At 56.7% G+C, this 18419-nt stretch carries 17 protein-coding genes; 11 read left to right on the top strand and 6 right to left on the bottom strand.

All coding sequences use genetic code 11. From position 1 onward, the window contains the following. Nucleotides 1-81: 81 nt before the first annotated feature. The 3 genes from AC2FLO_RS10760 to AC2FLO_RS10750 all read right to left on the bottom strand — a co-directional run bounded on the left by AC2FLO_RS10760 (nt 82) and on the right by AC2FLO_RS10750 (nt 2836). Entirely contained in the window at nt 82-1068 is a 987-nt protein-coding gene (locus tag AC2FLO_RS10760; RefSeq protein ID WP_496752831.1) for an MBL fold metallo-hydrolase, read from the bottom strand. 130 nt (nt 1069-1198) lie between these two features. Continuing rightward, nucleotides 1199-2161, bottom strand: coding sequence for a LuxR C-terminal-related transcriptional regulator (locus AC2FLO_RS10755; RefSeq protein WP_267363905.1), 963 nt, complete (start codon nt 2159-2161; stop codon nt 1199-1201). Nucleotides 2162-2257: 96 nt separating this feature from the next. Continuing rightward, a complete protein-coding gene (locus AC2FLO_RS10750) occupies nt 2258-2836 on the bottom strand; it encodes a lytic transglycosylase domain-containing protein (RefSeq protein ID WP_496752832.1) in 579 nt (192 codons plus the stop codon). A gap of 202 nt (nt 2837-3038) precedes the next feature. Between AC2FLO_RS10750 and ssb the strand changes: the two genes are divergently transcribed. Continuing rightward, complete coding sequence (gene ssb / locus AC2FLO_RS10745; protein WP_209504119.1) at nt 3039-3527, top strand: single-stranded DNA-binding protein; 489 nt, start codon at nt 3039-3041, stop codon at nt 3525-3527. An 18-nt stretch (nt 3528-3545) separates the two neighbouring features. Beyond that, nucleotides 3546-4616 (top strand): site-2 protease family protein, encoded by a 1071-nt coding sequence (locus tag AC2FLO_RS10740; RefSeq protein ID WP_496752833.1) that lies wholly within the window; start codon nt 3546-3548, stop codon nt 4614-4616. Between the two features lie 9 nt (nt 4617-4625). On the opposite strand, the gene aroB is transcribed toward AC2FLO_RS10740, so the two are convergent. Further along, nucleotides 4626-5738 (bottom strand): 3-dehydroquinate synthase, encoded by a 1113-nt coding sequence (aroB, locus tag AC2FLO_RS10735; protein ID WP_496752834.1) that lies wholly within the window; start codon nt 5736-5738, stop codon nt 4626-4628. After that, complete coding sequence (locus AC2FLO_RS10730) at nt 5738-6325, bottom strand: shikimate kinase (protein WP_480565040.1); 588 nt, start codon at nt 6323-6325, stop codon at nt 5738-5740. Before AC2FLO_RS10730 ends, aroB begins: the two co-directional genes overlap by 1 nt. A gap of 79 nt (nt 6326-6404) precedes the next feature. Between AC2FLO_RS10730 and AC2FLO_RS10725 the strand changes: the two genes are divergently transcribed. The 9 genes from AC2FLO_RS10725 to AC2FLO_RS10685 all read left to right on the top strand — a co-directional run bounded on the left by AC2FLO_RS10725 (nt 6405) and on the right by AC2FLO_RS10685 (nt 17950). After that, entirely contained in the window at nt 6405-6554 is a 150-nt protein-coding gene (locus AC2FLO_RS10725) for a hypothetical protein (RefSeq protein WP_267363898.1), read from the top strand. Beyond that, nucleotides 6544-8064 carry a hypothetical protein gene (locus AC2FLO_RS10720; protein ID WP_496752835.1) on the top strand — a complete coding sequence of 507 codons (1521 nt, stop codon included), beginning with the start codon at nt 6544-6546 and terminating at the stop codon, nt 8062-8064. Before AC2FLO_RS10725 ends, AC2FLO_RS10720 begins: the two co-directional genes overlap by 11 nt. Before the next feature lie 2 nt (nt 8065-8066). Beyond that, a complete protein-coding gene (locus AC2FLO_RS10715; RefSeq protein ID WP_496752836.1) occupies nt 8067-9023 on the top strand; it encodes a site-specific tyrosine recombinase XerD in 957 nt (318 codons plus the stop codon). Nucleotides 9024-9086: 63 nt separating this feature from the next. Then, on the top strand, nt 9087-10394 hold the full coding sequence (locus AC2FLO_RS10710) for an HlyC/CorC family transporter (RefSeq protein WP_480505427.1): 1308 nt from the start codon (nt 9087-9089) through the stop codon (nt 10392-10394). 96 nt (nt 10395-10490) lie between these two features. Continuing rightward, nucleotides 10491-12908: a GcvT family protein gene (locus tag AC2FLO_RS10705; protein ID WP_496752837.1), complete on the top strand. Its 2418-nt coding sequence runs from the start codon at nt 10491-10493 to the stop codon at nt 12906-12908. 31 nt (nt 12909-12939) lie between these two features. Then, entirely contained in the window at nt 12940-13539 is a 600-nt protein-coding gene (locus AC2FLO_RS10700) for a nucleotidyltransferase family protein (protein WP_496752838.1), read from the top strand. A gap of 749 nt (nt 13540-14288) precedes the next feature. Then, the gene (locus AC2FLO_RS10695; protein WP_496752839.1) at nt 14289-15725 is read left to right on the top strand and encodes a DegQ family serine endoprotease; all 1437 of its coding nucleotides are present in this window, start codon (nt 14289-14291) and stop codon (nt 15723-15725) included. A 181-nt stretch (nt 15726-15906) separates the two neighbouring features. Beyond that, complete coding sequence (locus tag AC2FLO_RS10690) at nt 15907-16587, top strand: response regulator transcription factor (protein ID WP_496752840.1); 681 nt, start codon at nt 15907-15909, stop codon at nt 16585-16587. Beyond that, nucleotides 16580-17950, top strand: coding sequence for a sensor histidine kinase (locus AC2FLO_RS10685; protein WP_480565059.1), 1371 nt, complete (start codon nt 16580-16582; stop codon nt 17948-17950). Before AC2FLO_RS10690 ends, AC2FLO_RS10685 begins: the two co-directional genes overlap by 8 nt. Here the strand turns inward: AC2FLO_RS10685 and AC2FLO_RS10680 are convergent. Beyond that, nucleotides 17947-18414: a CYTH domain-containing protein gene (locus tag AC2FLO_RS10680; RefSeq protein WP_496752841.1), complete on the bottom strand. Its 468-nt coding sequence runs from the start codon at nt 18412-18414 to the stop codon at nt 17947-17949. The genes AC2FLO_RS10685 and AC2FLO_RS10680 overlap by 4 nt on opposite strands. Between the last annotated feature and the right edge of the window lie 5 nt (nt 18415-18419).

Here is an 18419-nt window from a genome sequence, read left to right as displayed (position 1 = left end):
CGTTGACCGGCCCTTTCTGTGAGCGCCGCGTTTCACGAGGAAACTGGCGGCGCCTGTGAGTGGTGGTTCCCTGTAAGACTCTCAGCCGGTCATGACATTATTGCCGAAATGCATGAACTCCTGGTTCATACCAGCAATCTCTCCAGCCTCCAGTTTCAGGCTGGCGCTGTCAAGCATCTGATAGCTTTGCTGTCCCTTTACCCACTCGTCTGCTGATTGCAGCGTGGTCAGCGTATAAGACGTGACTTCGTTCAGGTAATGAGTTGGGATAATGATCTTGGGCTTTAGCTTGGCCACGATGTCATTACCCTGATCGAAGCTCAGGATATGTTGCGACCCGTCTACCGGTAGGGTCAGAACATCGACCTGTCCGACGGCGTCCCAAAACTCCTGAGGCGGATTGTGGCGATTATCACCCCAGATCAGCGTACGAATGCCGCCTGTTTCCACCAGATAGACCACCATATCCATATGACCCACATTGTTCGGTGGGCAGGCTTCGACCCCAAACTCGGCCAGTGCATTGGTCCAGTTGTACCACCCCGGCGCCACGCAGGCATGTTTATCTGCAAAACCAGTGATCTTGATATCGGAGAACTCGAAATTGCCCACCATCCTGTCCAGCACCATGGTCGAGCTTGGTCGTTCGATCGCGTCGTGATCGAAATGCGCATGTGTCGACAAGGTAATGTCCACCGGGATCTGGGGGAATTCATTGCGGAACCAAAGCCCCCACGCGCCCGACGGGTCATCACGCCAGGGGTCGAACAGGACCGTTGCGCCGTTGGGCGAGGTGATCTTGATGGCGCAATGGCCATAATAGTCGATACTGACAACTCCGGCACTGGCCTGCCCCGTCGATCCCTGCAGGTCGATCACATGGTTATTGTTCCCTGGTTGCAACCACGCCTGCGATTGCGCCTCGGCAGGTTTCGCGCCAAGCACTGAAGCTGTCGCGCCAACACCGGCGGCACCTGCCGCCATGAAAAATGACCGCCGAGACAACCCCGGTGCCAGATGATCCTTGTCCCCTTTCAGGATGGTCGGTTTCAGATCCTTGCGATCCATATCTATGTACCTCTCTGTTGGACGTGCGCCGTTTTTCGGCACCTCATCCCAGAGGGTAGCAAGCCAAAGCACATCAGCTCAGACCGAAAAAATGGGGGTGGAATATGGGGGCATTCCCCATATTCAACATTCACGAAATCGAGAGCAAATGACTGCGCAGGTTTTGATCCCTTCCCTCAAGTCCTAGTTTTCGACGAATGTTGTTGCGGTGAAAATCGATTGTCGACGTCTCTCGGGACAGGGCCTTGGCAATGTCCTTCGTGGTTTTCCCAAACATGACCATCTGTGCAATTTCCATTTCGGTCGGGGTCATTGCCGCGAAGGCATCCGTCAACTTGTCAGACAGCGAAGACGTGATCTCGTTCAGGTTCTTTTCGGCCAGCTCAAGATAGACAAATTGCGCCTCGTCGCCGGAAAGCTGCGCCCGAACCTTTTCAAGATACGGCAAAACTCTGCTTCGAACCTGCTCGACGATTTCGTGATCCCGGTTCTTGCGGTCATCGTCGAGACTTGAGAGCAATACGCGCAACGCTGTGTTCGTCTCCTGCAACTCTCGGGTTCGATCCGAAACACGCGTTTCAAGCTGGGCAAGTGTTTCGTTCAGTTTCTCCTCCAACGCGCGTCTCAGATAAACCTCTTGCAACAAAGCCAAATCCGACTCGACCATGCGCGCGAACTGCGCCAGCCCCTCTCGGAACAACAAGGCCCGCCGGTTCTGTTTACGGTCCAGAACACAGATTGTGCCGAACACCGAGCCGTCGGGCCATTTCAGCGGTAAGCCGATGTAAAAGGTCATTCCGTGTTCCAGGTCGTCGTTGTCCGCCCAAACCGGATCACATTTGGCGTCCTCGACCACCAATTCTCCGTCACGCTCCAGAACACCCTGGCAATATAGCTTGGGGTTCAACTGGAAACTCAGACCGACCGGATATGGATTCTCGGGGTGATCGGATGTGATCAAAACCGCATGATCCGGCGCGTCGGTTTTCATGATCAGGCTTGCGGGCACGTCGGCCAGTTCTGCGACCAGATCAACAAGTTGCTGCCAGTTTGCCAGCGTTTCTTTGGGAATCTGCGGATGATCAGCAGGCATAAGGGGCCTCACCAGTTACTGGGCGATACCCTGTCAGGTTAGTTGGAGGCGTTACACTGAATCAAGAATACGACACTCTGCGGCGCAGCATCAGTTTCAGCCGCCCCAGATAACCTTCACGTAGTTCTGGGTTTCCTTGTACGGCGGGATACCACCATGCTTTTCAACCGCATCAGGCCCCGCGTTATAGGCCGCCAACGCCAAAGGCCACGATTTGAACTTGCGGTACTGCCAGGACAGATATCTGGCACCGCCTTCGAGGTTCTGCTTGGGATCATGCGGGTTTACGCCCAAAAGCTCAGCCGTTTGTGGCATAAGCTGCGCCAATCCCAACGCACCTTTATGTGACTTCGCCTGAGGGTTCCATCCACTTTCCTGCTGCACGAGACGCAAAAACAGATCTTCTGGGATGTTGTGAAGGCGGGCAACGCGCCGCGCGATTTCCAGATATTCTCCGCGATATTTTCCTGAATATCGTTTGCTGACCTGATCGCGCGTTGTTTTGGGTTTCAGCCGGGCCGAGTCGCGGTACTGGGTTGCCGCACGAGAATCCAGAATCTTCGCCTGTTTCAGGAAAATATCCTTGCGGCTTTTGCTGGACAAGGTTTGTGCTTGCACCGGCGCAACGGCCAATACTAGGCAGGCAACAGAAAACCCAGCAACCCAAGAACGCATCTTTGCTTATCCTGCTCGATCAAAAACCAGTGGGAGTATAGGTATTCCCGCAAAAAATGAAAGCTTGGTAAATAGTACAGTAAGACTCTTGTTCGACAGTGTTGTATCAACTGTTTTCAACCATGATGCAGGCCGTATAGGGTCTCACGAAACTCATTGCGCCAGATTCGGCGCATTTACGCAGAACAGAACGAGGATTTACATGGCGGGTTCAGTCAACAAGGTCATTCTGGTGGGAAATCTTGGCCGCGACCCCGAAGTCCGGTCGTTCCAGAACGGTGGCAAAGTGTGCAACCTGCGCATTGCCACCTCGGAAAACTGGAAAGACCGCAACACGGGTGAACGTCGTGAACGGACAGAGTGGCATTCGGTTGCCATCTTCTCGGAACCGCTGGCCCGCATCGCCGAGCAATATCTGCGCAAGGGCAGCAAGGTTTATATCGAAGGCCAGCTGGAAACCCGCAAATGGCAGGATCAGTCCGGTCAGGATCGTTATACGACCGAGGTTGTCCTGCGCCCCTATCGCGGGGAACTGACCCTGTTGGACGGTCGTAGTGAAGGCGGTGGCGGCAGCGGCGGCGGGTATGGTGGCGGCCAGGCCGGTGGCGGTTACGGTGACCCCTATGGCGGTCCATCCAGCTCTCCGGCGCCTGCATCGGGCGGAATCGACGACGACGAGATTCCGTTCTAAGTAAAACGGAGAAACAACATGACATGGTCCTTCTCTCTCGGCCGATTGCTCGGGTCCGAATTGAGGGTCCATGTCACCTTTTTTCTGCTGCTCGCTTGGGTCGGTTTTGCCGCATTCTCAGCCGGTGGCCTGCCAGCCGCGACAGAAAACCTTCTCTTTGTTCTGGCGCTGTTTGCCTGCGTTGTCGCTCATGAGTTCGGTCACGCCCTTATGGCGCGGCGTTATGGTATCAAAACCCCCGACATCACCCTTCTGCCCATCGGCGGCCTGGCCCGGCTTGAGAGAATGCCGGAAAAACCGATGCAAGAGGTTCTGGTGGCGCTTGCGGGTCCGGCAGTGAATATCGCAATCTTTATTGGCCTTGCCGTGCTTGGCGCTGGGATGCCGCTTGAGACCCTCGCGCAATTGGAGTCACCAAATGTGAGGATTGTGGACAAGCTGGCCTATATCAATCTGCTTTTGGCCATCTTCAACTTGATCCCGGCATTCCCAATGGACGGAGGCCGCGTCTTTCGCGCCCTTCTGTGTTTACGCATGAATCGTGTCAAAGCCACCCGAATTGCAGCCGTTGGTGGCCAGGTTGTCGCCATCGGGTTTGGATTTCTAGGGCTGAGCTCTGGCAATCCAATTCTGGTATTGATCGCCGTATTTGTGTTCTTTGCGGCCAATGCAGAAAGCCAGGAAGTCGCTTTGCGATCCGCGGTCCGCCGCGTTCTGGCCCGGGACGCGATGATCACCGAATTTCATGCCCTATCCCCCAGCGATACGCTGAGCACAGCTGCGCAAGCCGTCATTCACACCACGCAGCACGAATTTCCGATACTAGACTCAAATCACACTTTGCTGGGTTTTGTGACACGCGATCGCCTGTTCACTGCCCTGGCAAGCGACCAGCCCAGAACTTCGCCCGCGACCTCGATCATGGATGCCAACGTTCCCGCAGTCTTGCTGACAACCGGCCTTGAGGACGTGCTGGAACACCTGCACAATGGGGCTCCGGCCATTGCAGTTCTGACCCATGGCGGTCACATGATCGGTTACATAACCCGCGAAAACATTGGCGAGCTGATGGTTATTCAGGGCCGTTAATCCCCTGCGTCACACCGGGGCCAGCGCGTCCGACAGAACCGACAAGACCGCATCCTTCGGCACATCCGAGGTCACAAAAGCCTGACCAATTCCGCGGGCCAGGATAAACCGCAGCTGGCCGTCCACAACCTTTTTGTCCTGCCCCATCAGATCCACCAGCGCCTCGGCACTTGGCAAGTCACCGGGAATATCAGCCAGGTCCGTTTTCATGCCCATCGCCCGCAGATGCGCGCGTACCCGGCTTGGGTCTTCTTGCGAACACAGGCCAAGGCGGGACGAAAGCTCGAACGCAAGTGCACAGCCAATGGCCACGCCCTCGCCATGCAAAAGACGGTTCGAATAACCTGTGGCGGCCTCCAAGGCATGGCAGAAGGTGTGCCCCAGATTCAGCAGGGCGCGGTCACCTTGTTCGGTTTCATCCCGGGCCACGATATCGGCTTTCATCTGAACCGAGCGGGTTACCGCACGCACACGTGCGGCCATGTCGCCCGAGGAGACGCTTTGCCCGTTCACCTCAAGCCATTCAAAGAATTCCGCATCCCCAAGCAAGCCGTATTTCACCACCTCGCCATACCCTGAAAGAAAGTCCCTCTGGGTCATGGACTGCAAGACAGATGTATCTGCCAGAACCAGCGATGGCTGATGAAAAGCGCCGATCAGGTTCTTCCCCTGAGGGGCGTTGATCCCTGTTTTCCCTCCGACAGAGCTGTCGACCTGCGCCAGCAAAGACGTGGGGATTTGTACGAACCGAACACCTCGGCGCAGGACGGCTGCGGCAAAGCCAGCAAGATCACCAATTACCCCGCCACCAAGGGCCACAACAACGTCCCTACGTTCAACCTTTTCAGCCAACAGCCACTCAACCGCGCGTTCGAAATGAGGCCAGCTTTTGGTCGCCTCGCCGGCGGGCAAGGCCAGCGCGGACATTTCGATTCCGGCGACTTTCAGACCTGCACACAGCGCGTCCAGATGTAGGTCAGCAACGTTCTCATCTGTCAGGACGGCCACCTTGGGGCGCGCCAATAGTGGTGCAATCCATTCGCCCGCTCGCGCCAGAAGATCCGGACCGATCTCAACGTCATACGACCGGTCACCCAGTTCCACATGTACTGTTTGATGCATTATCTGATTTCCAAAACATCAGGGCGCGCCAACAAGGCGTCGACAACCCGGTCCACCATATTCTCGATCGACGTTTCGCCGTCCGAATCCACGATCAAATCTGCCTCGGCGTAAACCGGAACACGCGCCTCGTAGAGGGCTTTCAATGTCGCATACGGATCAACGGTGCGCAGCAGTGGGCGCGTGTCCTTGTGGCGAACTCGGCTCCACAAAACTTTCAGGTCTGCCCGCAACCAGACAGACGCCCCACGCAAGGTGATCAAACGCCGGTTGTCGGGTTGAAGAAACGCCCCGCCACCCGTTGAAAGGATGCCTTTTTTTTCGTCCAGCAGGCGGCTGATGACCTGTGTTTCCTTGGTGCGAAAAAACGGCTCCCCGTCCCGCTCAAAGATTTCGGGAATGGTCATGTTGGCGGCTGATTCGATTTCGGCATCACTATCCAGAAAGGGAACACCCAGACGCGCGGCCAAAGCGCGGCCCACGGCCGTCTTGCCGGCCCCCATCATGCCCACCAAAACCACGGTTTTGTGCAGATCAAATCGGGTCTGCGCGTCCGCTGAATGCGTGTTATGCTTAATTTCGCTCATTTCACCGTGAATGACGTGATCTTGGGAAAAATGCCAGTTATAACTTGGTCAAAATCAAAAATTGAGGCAGCGTGACGCCATGAGCCGTCTGATCAAATTCCTGATATATGTTCTGTGCCTGACATTCATCGGGCTGGTTGCCTATGCCTATGTCGGTCCATTCTTTGGTGTGGATTTCTCTGCGCCTCAAAGTGAAATTCGCGAGCCGGTTGTACTGGATGTCAACTAAGCAACTGCTTTTGGCAGTCACACTGGCCGGGTCGGCACATGCGCAGGAACCCTTATCCGCCATTGAATGGCTGACAGACCCGCCGGAAAACCTGCCGGGAACCGTTCTGCTGGAACCACCGGTTACGCAAGATGGCGCATTGCCGGAAATTGAAGTGACTTCGCTTGAGGCACTGTCGCAGCCGTTGGGCCTTGTTTCGTCCTCTGTCACCGGTCTGCCCGTCGACCTTTGGCAGGGCAGCGAGGCGGATCGCCTGGCCGAACTGATCGCCGACGTCCACGTGCGTGACAACCCGGCCATGCAGCGTTTGTTGTTCACGTTGCTCTTGTCTGAAACCCGCGCGCCGTCGGGGCCACTGGCCGAAGAAACCCTTTTGCTGGCCCGACTGGATCGGTTGATGCAACTGGGTGCCGCTGATCCGGCACAATCGCTTGTTCAACTGGCCGGACCCACTGACACGCAGGACCGGTTCAAGCGCTGGTTCGATGCGACGCTCTTGACCGGGGATGAGGATCGCAGTTGTACCGCCCTTATTGCCGAACCGTATCTTTCGCGGGACTATGCGGCTCAGATCTTCTGCAAGGCCCGCCGCGGGGATTGGGCTTCGGCTGCGCTGACGCTTGAGGCGGCACATGCGCTTGAAATCCTTCCACCCGAGGATCTGGCGGTTCTGGACCGTTTCCTCAGCCCGGAACTGTATGAAGGCGCAGCTTACCTGCCGCAGCCGGAAAACCCTGATCCCCTGACGTTCCGTTTGTTTGAGGCAATTGGCGAACGGCTTCCTTCCGCTCCGCTGCCGCGGGCGTTTGCCAATGCGGATCTGCGCGATGTCGCGGGTTGGAAGGCACAGATCGAAGCAGCGGAACGGCTTACCCGTATTGGCGCATTAACCCCCAATCAGCTGCTGGGCCTCTATACCGAGCGTGATCCGGCAGCCTCAGGTGCTGTCTGGGATCGGGTGGCCGCCGTTCAGCGTTTTGAAAGCGCGTTGGAAACCGGGAATGCGGAAGCGATCGGAAAGACTTTGCAGCCGGTCTGGCAACAGATGCGCGGTGTCGGGCTTGAGGTTCCGTTTGCCGAACTTTTCGCCGAGCGCTTGTCACTTTTCACATTGCCAGTTGCCGCCACCGAAAACCTGCGCTGGCGTATTCTGATGCTGTCCGGGCTTTACGAACAGGCCGCCTTGGCAGCGCCCGACACATCCAACGAAACCCGATTTCTTGCCGCTTTGGCACAAGGTGACCCCGGGCGCGCGGTGTCCCCGTCCCCTTTGGCTGATGCTATCGCTCAGGGGTTTGAATGGGCAGCGCCTGTGCCGGGCGACATTGATGCGCTGCTGGCCAACGGTCAATTGGGCGAAGCCATTATTGAAGCCATGCAACTGTTTGCACATGGCGCACGGGGCAATCTGGTGGACCTGACAGCGGCAATTGCAACATTCCGGCGCGTTGGGCTGGAAGACACCGCGCGACGTGCGGCCCTGTCCCTTTTGATCCTGCAAAAGCGTTGATCATGGGCTCTCCGGCATTAGATTCGCTGTGGATTTCAACGTTCTTGCAGGCGCAGGCGGCAGAGCTTGGCGCTGCGACCAATACGCTGCTGGCTTATGGGCGCGACCTGAAAGATTTTGCCGAATGGCTGGACCGCAAGAAATCCGGATTTGATCAGGCAGATCGCGACCTGATCGAAGCCTACCTGATCGAGTGCGATGCACAGGGCTTGTCACGTTCAACCCGCGCGCGGCGTTTGTCTGCTATCAAACAGCTGTACCGGTTTGCCTTCGAAGAAGGCTGGCGCGCGACCAATCCGGCCATTCAGATCAAAGGTCCCAGCCGGCAGAAACGACTGCCCAAGACGCTGGATGTGCCCGAAGTTGATCGTTTGCTGGAGGCTGCCCGAAAAACCGGGCGAACCGAATCTGACAGGCTGAGGAACACCTGCCTGATGGAGGTTTTGTACGCTACCGGAATGCGGGTGACTGAACTTGTCTCCCTGCCCGTCTCCTCGGCCCGTGGCGACCCCCGGATGCTGCTGGTGCTGGGAAAAGGGGGGAAGGAGCGAATGGTCCCCTTGTCGCCGCCGGCCCGGGATGCTTTGGCCGCTTGGTTGACCGCGCGGGACGAGGCCGAGGACCTGGCCGCGGAAAAAGGCGCTCAGCGCTCGCGCTTTCTGTTCCCATCACGCGGCAAGTCCGGTCATCTGACACGGCACAGGTTCTTTTTGCTGGTGAAAGAGCTGGCTGTACGCGGCGGTGTTTCTTCTGAAAAAGTCACACCACACACGCTGCGCCATGCATTCGCTACGCATCTGCTGGCCAACGGCGCTGATCTGAGATCGATCCAGACGTTATTGGGCCATGCAGACGTAGCGACGACAGAAATCTATACGCATGTTCTGGATGAACGTCTGGCGGAACTGGTGTTGCAACATCACCCGCTGAGCAAAGACCGCAATGGAGACAAGGGCTAAGACCTTGATCCAGCGGGGCGACGTCCCCATAACGGATGCAGTACACAAACCTATCAAGGACCAATGGAACCCTTACCTTCTATGATCGACGGCGCATTCTGGTTTACGACCGGCGCTATCCTGTTCCTGCTTATCCTGTCCGGATTTTTCTCGGGCTCGGAAACGGCGCTGACCGCCTCATCTAGGGGGAAACTGCGCGCTCAGGCCGACAAGGGATCGCGCGGGGCTAAAAAGGCTCTGGAAATCACCGACGACAACGAACGTCTGATCGGGTCGGTTCTGCTGGGCAACAACCTCGTCAACATTCTGGCCGCGTCACTGGCGACGGCGTTGTTCACACGTCTTTTTGGCGAAAGCGGCGTGGCATTGGCAACGCTGGTCATGACCTTTCTGGTGTTGATCTTTGCCGAAGTGCTGCCCAAGACATACGCCATCACCAATTCCGAAAAGGCCGCTGCGGCCGTTGCGCCGATCATCAGCGTGGTCGTGACGGTGTTTTCACCTGTCGTCGCGGCCGTACGATTGTTGGTGCGTGGCGTATTGCGCCTGTTCGGAGTTCAGATCGATCCTGACAGCAATATTCTGGCCGTGCGCGAAGAAATCGCAGGCGCCCTGCAACTGGGCCATTCGGAAGGGGTTGTCGAAAAAGAAGATCGCGACCGCATCCTCGGCGCGCTGGACCTGGGCGACCGCACGGTGGAAGAGATCATGCTCCACCGTTCCAACATCGAGATGATAGATGCGAACGCCCCACCCGAAGCTATCCTGAGGCAATGCCTTGAAAGCCCTCACACTCGTCTGCCTGTTTTCAGGGACGAGCAGGAGAACATTGTTGGCGTTGTTCACGCCAAGGACTTGTTCCGCGCGATGTATGCACAGGCTGGCAGCAGCGATGGCGGCACCGACCGGCTGGCCAGCTTCGACATCGGCAAGGTCGCAAATGCCCCCTACTTCGTTCCAGAGACCACAACTCTGGATGACCAGATGCGCGAGTTTCTGAGGATGCATGGTCATTTTGCGCTGGTGGTGGACGAATACGGCTCATTGCGTGGACTGATCACGCTTGAGGATATTCTGGAAGAAATCGTGGGCGAAATCGCCGATGAGTTCGATATCGCCGAAGAGGTGCCGGTCGTGCGGACGGATGATGGCCAATTCCTTGTCGAAGGTGCTATGACCATTCGCGATGTCAATCGTGCGCTGGACTGGTCGCTACCGGATGAAGAAGCCAACACTCTTGCTGGTCTGGTCATCCACGAAGCCCAGATGATCCCGGTTGTTGGGCAAGTGTTCTCGTTCCATGGCTTCCGGTTCGAGGTTACAGCACGCGAAGGCAATCGTATCACAGCCCTGAAAGTGCGGCCCTTATAGGGTTTGGACGCTAGACAAAAACGACGCGCTCTGTCGCTCGTTTGACAGAATGCTTTGCCATTGATCTGCACCGTCCTACCAGAAAAGGAGGAGCGGATGAAAAACACATGCCAGGTGGTCGTCATTGGTGGCGGTGTTGTCGGATGTTCGGTTCTTTATCACCTGACCAAGCTCGGGTGGTCGGACGTCATGTTGCTGGAACGGTCCGAACTGACCAGCGGATCGACCTGGCATGCGGCAGGCGGGTTTCACACCCTCAACGGCGACACCAACATGGCGGCGCTACAGGGATACACGATCAGGCTGTATAAAGAACTGGAACAGATCACCGGCATGTCCTGTGGCCTGCACCACGTGGGCGGTGTGACACTTGCCGACAATCAGGACCGGTTTGATATGCTGCTGGCGGAACGCGCCAAGCATCGGTTCATGGGGCTTGAGACAGAAATCGTCGGCCCGGAAGAAATCAAAAAGATCGCGCCCATTACAAATATCGACGGAATTATCGGTGCTCTTTATGATCCGCTGGATGGACATTTGGACCCCTCAGGCACCACCCATGCCTATGCCAAGGCCGCGCGAATGGGCGGTGCCACAATTGAAACTCATTGTATGGTGCGTGAAACCAACCAGCGCCCCGATGGAAGCTGGGATGTCGTCACCGACAAGGGCACAATCCATGCCGAACACATTGTTAATGCAGGCGGGCTTTGGGCACGTGAAGTTGGCGCCATGGCCGGTGTCTATTTTCCCCTGCACCCGATGGAGCATCAATATCTTGTCACCGACGCGATCCCACAGATCGAAGCAATTATCGATGCGGGTGGCGAGCATCCGCATGTCATGGATCCGGCAGGTGAAAGCTATTTAAGGCAGGAAGGGCGTGGCCTGTGCATCGGGTTCTACGAACAGCCCTGCAAGCCCTGGGCAGTAGACGGCACCCCGTGGGATTTCGGGCACGAGTTGCTGCCCGATGACTATGACAAGATCACCGACAGTATCGAATTCGCATATCGCCGCTTTCCCGTGCTGGCTGAGGCTGGGATAAAATCGGTGATCCACGGGCCGTTTACCTTTGCCCCTGATGGCAACCCGCTGGTCGGCCCTGTACCCGGAATGCGCAACTACTGGTCGGCCTGCGGTGTCATGGCCGGGTTCAGTCAGGGTGGCGGCGTTGGCCTGACGCTGGCGCAGTGGATGATCGAAGGCGAGCCCGAGCGCGATGTGTTTGCCATGGATGTTGCCCGCTTCGGAGACTGGATCAGCCCAGGTTACACCCGCCCCAAAGTCATCGAGAATTATCAGAAACGCTTCAGCGTCGCCTATCCGAACGAAGAACTACCTGCCGCGCGCCCCAACCGCACAACACCAATGTATGACATCTTCAGCGAGCTGGGCGCGGTCTGGGGGCAGCAATACGGCCTTGAGGTCCCAAACTATTTTGCTCAGGAAAATGAGCCGGGGTTTGAAACGCCATCCTTCCGCCGCTCGAACGCGTTCGCGGCGACAGGGCGCGAAGTGCGGGCGGTGCGTGAAGCTGTGGGTATCAACGAAGTCCACAATTTCGGCAAATACCGCATCACCGGACCCGATGCTCGGAACTGGCTGGACCGGATCATGGCTGGCCGCATTCCGAAACCCGGTCGGCTGTCTTTGGCCCCGATGCTGTCGCACAAGGGCAAGCTAATCGGTGATTTCACCGTTTCCTGCCTGACTGACACCGAGTTCCAGCTTACGGCGTCTTATGGCAGTCAGGCCTTCCACATGCGGTGGTTCCAGCAAAACGCTCAGGACGGCGTGAGAATTGAAAACGTCAGCGACCGGTTGAACGGCTTCCAGATTGCCGGCCCGAAGGCAACGCAAGTTCTGGCAGCCTGCACCCGAGACGACTTGGCCGATTTCAACTTCCTGAACGTGCGCCGGATGACTGTCGGCATGACCGACTGTATCGTTCAGCGTGTCAGCTATACGGGTGATCTTGGTTATGAAATCTATTGCGACCCCTTAGCGCAGCGTCAGCTTTGGTGGACGCTGTGGGAGGCCGGACAACCCCACGGCATTGTTCCGTTCGGAATGCGCGCAATGATGAGCCTGCGGCTAGACAAGTTCTTTGGCTCATGGATGCGGGAATATTCGCCAGATTACACCGCCGCAGAAACGGGGTTGGACCGGTTCATTGCTTTCAACAAAAACACCCGTTTCATCGGCCGCGATACAGCGGAATCAGAACGGGCCAACGGAACCACCCGCCAGCTGGCAGCCTTCGAGGTTGAAACAGACGATGCAGACGTCAACGCCTATGAACCGATCTGGCTGGATGGTTCGGTTGTCGGGTTCTGTACCTCCGGCGGCTATTCTCATTTTGCGCAAAAATCCGTCGCCATGGGCTTTCTGCCGTCCGGGCGCATAGAAGATGGTCTGGGGGTTGAAATCGAGATTCTGGGGCAGATGCGCAAAGCGAAGGTTATCTCGACACCTTTGTTTGACCCAGATGGCACACGCATGAGGGGATGACAGCACACATGACTGACGGCAGTGAGGCACAATGACCGAAATCCCAATCATCCTGCTTGCCGCCGGTCAATCCAGTCGTATGGGCGGGTTGGACAAGCTTTTGCAGCAAATCGATGGCATTCCACTGCTGACCCGCACTGCGACCCTTGCGCGTGGTGTGGCGCGTGTCCTTGTCGCCCTGCCACCGCGTCCACACCCAAGATATGATGCACTTGCGGGACTGGATGTTCAGACCGTTCCGGTTCCGGACGCGGCAGAGGGAATGAACGCCAGTTTGCGCACCGCCATAGAATACCTTCCTGTAGACGCACCCGCAGTCATGGTTTTGCTGGCCGACTTACCTGACCTGACCCAGGCTGATCTGAGAACGATCTTGAATGCACGTCAATTACATCCCGACAATGTAATCTGGCGCGGAACAACCGCAGATGGAAAGCCCGGGCACCCGGTGATCTTCGATCGGACGCTTTTCAGTCAGCTCTTGGCATTGCACGGCGATCACGGCGCGCAGACGGTGGTTCGGTCACAACAGGGTGGCGTATTCCTGCAAGCCCTACCCGGTCAAAACGCGGTTTTGGATTTGGATACGCCGGAAGATTGGGATGCTTGGTGCAAGAAGCGCACTTCTTGAATAAACACGGCCCGGTCGATATCGACCGGGCCGGTGCCCAATACAGGACTACCACTTTCCACAATTCCAAAAGTTTGACCAATAGGTCTTAAAGACGCTCTGGTTCCCTAGCCGCTAAACCTAAACAAGACCCCCTCGTTAACACGCCGCTAAAACTTCCGGTAACTGAGTTAGCCGCCAGCGCCCCCTAGCGCTTTTGGCTTCCCCTCACTTGGGCAATTTCATCCTCACTTATCCGATCCTTAGAAACAACGTAAAATTGGAAGAATAGGTTAATTTCGCGCACCTCGATTTGGCTTTTAGGCAACATAGCTCCACGGCCTGCTCAACCTATAGGCGATCCAAGTCCGGTGCGCATATCAACGATTCGGGATTAAGCGCAAACTTATGCACCCATTCAGCTGCCTGTCAGCAAAGTTACAGCGTCAAGTCCGATGACTCCCGGACTCGCCCACAACCATTGGAAGAGCAGCACTTTTCCCCACTATTCAGTGAAAGCATTGTCAACAAAACAAAGAAAATTCAACTTTTTTGAAAGTTTGACGTCCGTTTTGGCAACAATCCTCCGATTCGCCTTCGACCTACCCGGTTAAATCAGCGAATCCTGATCAACGTCCTTCGCCACAAAACACCCGCTTTGTGGCAAAATTAAGATTTATTAATTGATCAGTCAGGAAACCCCAATCCTGCCAGTGCATCTCATGTCTCAACGCGCAACGGAAATTGCGTGATCAAACCAGGAGACAGAAATGAGCATCCGAAAATCTTCGCTTTTACTTCCCCGCACATCCAACTGGATGGGGGTCAGCGCATTGGGCGCAGCTATGCTGGCCACAACCGCTTTACCTTCGAAGGCGGATGAGGCGCTTGCCGATCTTGTCGAATCCGTTTCCCCTTCGGTTGTAACCATCATTGCCGAGCAAAAGGCCGGCCCAAGCCCCGCACAGGGGCAGAATTATGATTTCGACGGTCATCCGTTTGGGGAATTCTTCAAGCGCTTTGGTGGGCCTGAAGGGTTCAACATGCCTCAACGCGGGCCGGCACAAGGGCTCGGGTCAGGGTTTGTACTGGATGAAGCCGGTTATATCGTCACCAATCACCATGTGGTGGACAATGCCGCGACTGTAACCGTTCGCCTAAGTGATGACCGGACATTTGAGGCCGAGGTAGTTGGCACCGACCCGCTGACAGACATCGCAGTCTTGAAGATCGATGCAGGCCCGGGTCTGCAAGCCGTCGAACTGGGTGACAGCGATGCAATCCGCGTTGGCGAAGATGTCGTTGCGATCGGCAACCCGTTTGGTTTGAGCTCGACAGTTACTACCGGCATTGTATCGGCCAAAGGGCGCAATATCTCGGACGGGCCTTATGCCGAGTTCATTCAAACGGACGCCGCCATCAACAAGGGCAACTCCGGTGGCCCGCTTTTCAACATGGACGGCGAAGTGATTGGCGTGAACTCGGCCATATATTCCCCCAGTGGCGGATCTGTCGGACTGGGATTTGCCGTAACCTCGAACATCGTTGAGCATATTGCGGCCGATCTGCAGGATGACGGGCAGGTCAGCCGTGGGTGGCTGGGTGTATCTATCCAGAATATCAGCCCGCAGCTTGCGGCGGCACTGGGAATTGATGCCTCCTCGGGCGCACTGGTGGCAGATGTTGTCGCCGACAGCCCCGCTGACGGAGTTCTGGAACAAGGCGATGTCATCCTGTCCTTCAACGGCGAAGCCGTAGACTCCAGTGGTGACCTGCCCATTCTGGTGGGCACAACCAAGGTCGGCACCGCCAGTAATTTGACCATTCTGCGCGATGGCAAACAGGAAACGGTCACTTTGACCGTTGGCCAGCATCAGGCAGCGGCGGCTCAGTCCGACACCCCTGTCGAATCCGAGGCGGCAGGCACGTCGCTTGGTGTCACCGTGACCCCGCTGACTGAAAAGGTGCGGGCCGAGGCAGGTATCGCTAAAGCCGTCGAAGGTGTGGTCGTCACAGACCTGCAACCGGACAGCCCTGCGGCTCAGGCGGGTCTGCAACGTGGTGATGTGATCGTCAAACTGGGCAACCAAGACACGTTCACACCCGAAGCGCTGAAGGCGGCACTGGACAGCGAAAAGACAGACCCGGCACTGGTATTGATCAATCGGGCCGGCAGCCAGATCTTCGTTGCCGTCGAACTGGTCTGACCAACACTATGCGCGCGCCGCTTGATGGGGAGATCCGGCGCGCGCCTCACCCGGCGGACCTGAGTTGTCCGCTGTCCGTCGGGCTTGCCGGGTGCGTGCCCAGCACCCGGCAAGATATTCTGCATTCCATGGGCTTTGTTTGGATAATGTGTTTAAATCCCAAGGGAAAAGGAGCCAGATCATGAGCCGCCGTCTGTTGATCGTCGAAGATGACGCTGACACCAGGGATTTCATTGCCAAGGGGTTTGGCGAAGAAGGCTATGTGGTCGAAACGGCTGCTGATGGCCGAGAGGGATTGTACCATGCAACGGATGGCGGGTTTGACGCCATTGTGCTGGACAGGATGCTTCCCAGTCTGGACGGGCTGTCGCTGATCAAATCCCTCCGCGCGGCGGGGTTGAAAACACCGGTCTTGATGTTGACGGCCATGAGCGCAGTAGACGAGCGCGTCAAAGGATTGCGATCAGGCGCCGACGATTATCTGGTCAAGCCCTTCTCGTTTCAGGAACTTCATGCACGGATCGAAGCCCTGTTGCGACGTCCGCAGGAATCCGAGGAAACGCCGACTCTGACCTGCAGGGATCTTGAAATGGATCTTCTGACCCGCAAGGTTACGCGGGACGGCCATGAGATCACGCTGACGCCCCGTGAATTCCAGATCCTTGAATTCTTTCTGCGCCGCAAGAACCGTGTCGTGTCGCGTACCATGCTGCTTGAGGGCGTCTGGGATTATCATTTCGACCCGAACACCAACGTTGTGGATGTTCACATCTCAAAGCTGCGCCGCCAGTTGGATGAAGGCGGAGACACACCTTTGATTGAAACTGTTCGCGGAGCAGGTTACATGATGTCCGATGGATAACCTTCGGCTTTCCCTTAATAATTCACGAACAAGACTTGTCGCCACCAGCATGGTGCTAAGCACGTTCCTGACCGCGTCCGTGCTGGCATTGGTCTATGTGACGGCCAACAGAAGCATCGAATCCGAGACCCGATCAGTCGTGTCCGCCGAACTGACCGGGCTTGCAGATGAATATGAACGGCGCGGGCTGATCGGGCTGATCACAGCGATCGAACGCCGTCTTCCAAGCGCGCCCGACCGAGACGCGCTGTATCTTCTGGCGGATCGGCAAGGCGTCAAGCTTGTGGGTAACCTGAAAACCTGGCCGGTCAATGTGACCGCCGGAAGCGGTTGGGTCGACCTTGAGTTGCGCAGGGCTGACAATGACCAACTGGTGCCTATCTCGGCGGCATCGATCCGCCTGCCCGGTGGCGAACGCCTTCTGGTGGGACGGGATGCGGCGGCCCGTCAACAATTCGACCGTGTATTGTTCCGATCTCTGGCACTGGCGCTAGGGATAGCATTTGTTCTGAGCGTGATCACCGGCTGGCTGTTCACACGCCTGGTGTTTTCACGCCTGTCGGACATTGCAAGCACAGCCGAAAACATCGTTTCCGGCGATCTTTCCAAAAGGATGCCCCTGCGCGGAACCGGGGACGAGTTCGATCAGGTCTCTGGAACGCTGAACAACATGCTCGACAGGATCGAAGAGCTGGTCAGTAATCTGCGCACCACCTCGAACTCGATCGCACATGATTTGCGCTCTCCTTTGTCCCGCCTTCGTCAACGTGTCGAGTCCCTTTCCGAGCCCGGCAAAAGCGATCTGGACCGCGAAATCGACATTGCGCGGGCAACGGGAGAAATCGACCATGTTTTGCGGGTCTTGGGACAGCTTACCGAAATTTCGCGGGCCGAGGCTGGTCTGGGTCGCGAGCAATTCGAAGACATTGACTTGCAGCAACTGGTTGGCGATGTCGTAGAGCTTTACGATCCGGTAGCCGCGGATCAGGACATCCGTCTTGAGGTTACGGGCTCTGCCCCAGCTATTCAGGGGCACCGGCCCCTCCTCTCGCAGGCTCTTTCCAATCTGCTGGAAAACGCTATGCGCTATGCACCGGCAGATACCGCAATCACGATCTCAATCGGTACCCAAGGCGGATTTGCCCAATTGCGGGTTCGGGACCGTGGTCCGGGTGTTCCGCCCGGAGAGTTGGATCGCCTTCAGCTTCCCTTCGTTACGCTTGATCCGGCGCGGACGGAACGCAACGCGGGATTGGGGCTCGCACTGGTTGCCGCGATTTCCCATATGCATGGCGGGACATTCGCAGCCCGAAACTGCGACCCGGGTCTGGAAACCACGATCAATCTGGCAATTCAGAGTTAATCCGGCAGTCCGTTTACCGCCAATATCGTGTTTTTATACCGTTTATCGCCTGTAACTTCCGCACCGAACCAATCCGGTGGGACATAAGCATTTGCGGCTTCACTGGTATGGAATTCAACCTCAACCAAACGCAGGGGTTCCAGGCCGCCTGAGAAAATATCCAGCTCGAACTGGTGGCCGTCCGGCATTTGATCCGTGTAACGTACCTTCTCGACCCGGCGTCCTTGGGTTTCCGGCCAGAAAGTTTCGAACTGGTCTCGGGTTATCTCTGTCTCACGCTCAACACGTACAAGATCACCTCCCCCTTTCAAGGTCAGGAAAAACACATCGTTCCTTTGCCGCAGGCGCAATTCGGTCGAATCCTCCGGAGAGGTAAGATAACCCTGACGCACCATTGCTTTTTCTGCGCGGCTCAAGTCCGGTAAATTTGCCACCAAAAACTTGCGCTCAATTTCTGTACTCACCGGAG

It is taken from the genome of Ruegeria sp. TASC047 (assembly GCF_059612445.1).
Note: the sequence above shows the minus strand (reverse complement) of the source record. Positions and strands in the feature narration are given on the sequence as shown.